Below are 902 nucleotides of genomic sequence, written 5' to 3'. Positions count from 1 at the left end.
TCCCTCTACCGCGCATGCCATCCTCAAAGGTGGCAGCCTGACTTTGCCCGCCACTATCAGCGGGCAAGATACCGTTATTGCCAAAATCCGCATCAAATCGACTTGGGCAGGATTGCTGATACTGCCTTTTGTTGAAACCATTTCATCTAAAGGCAGATGGAAGCAATATTTCGAATACGGCGCAAAAGGCGTGCGCTATATCAATCTGAGCGACACCTTCTCCGACAGCGACAAAACCATCCGCCTGGAAGGCAAATACCTGTCCTTACCAGATCAAGAAATCGAACTCTCTGTTTATCCGCGTGAAAACCTCGACGGCAAAAAAATCCTTGTCCTCGCGCCTCATGCTGACGATGCTGAACTCGGCGCATACGGTTTGTACGAAAAACACGCCGCCAATTCAATGATCTGCACTTTAACCGCCAGCGAAGGCGGCAGCTTCCACTATGGCAATCTTTACAGCACATGCGACTTCGACACCCAGGCACAATATCTGCAAAAAGGCCGGATGCGCGTTTGGAACAGCCTAGCCGTTCCCCTTTTGGCCGGCGTGCCGTCTGAAAACATCCTGCAGCTGGGCTACTTCGACAGCACATTGACCGCCATGCGCCAAAATCCGGAAAAAGAGATTAAATCGACCAAAATCGATACGACCGATGTCGATATTTTCCGCAGTGCCAATACCTCCCCATTGGCGAAACATCTCAAACCCGGCTCTACTTGGAACAGCTTGGTAGACAACCTTAGCTATCTGATAGAAACATTCCAGCCGGATATTATCGTGACGCCGTCCCCAAATATTGATACGCATCCCGACCATCAACATACTGCGCTGGCCGCCATCGAAGCCCTGCGTAAAATCGATTACCGCCGCGGCAATCTGTTTTTGCACACCATACATT

The 902-nt window shown here is 50.6% G+C and carries 1 protein-coding gene; it reads left to right on the top strand.

Annotation, left to right across the window (positions count from 1 at the left end):
- Positions 1 to 902 (top strand): PIG-L deacetylase family protein (locus ACTHUR_RS12570; protein WP_440398820.1); only part of this gene is annotated, 902 nt, incomplete at both ends.

It is taken from the genome of Neisseria sp. P0021.S007, from assembly GCF_051956855.1.
This window is presented reverse-complemented; position numbering and strand designations above follow the sequence as displayed.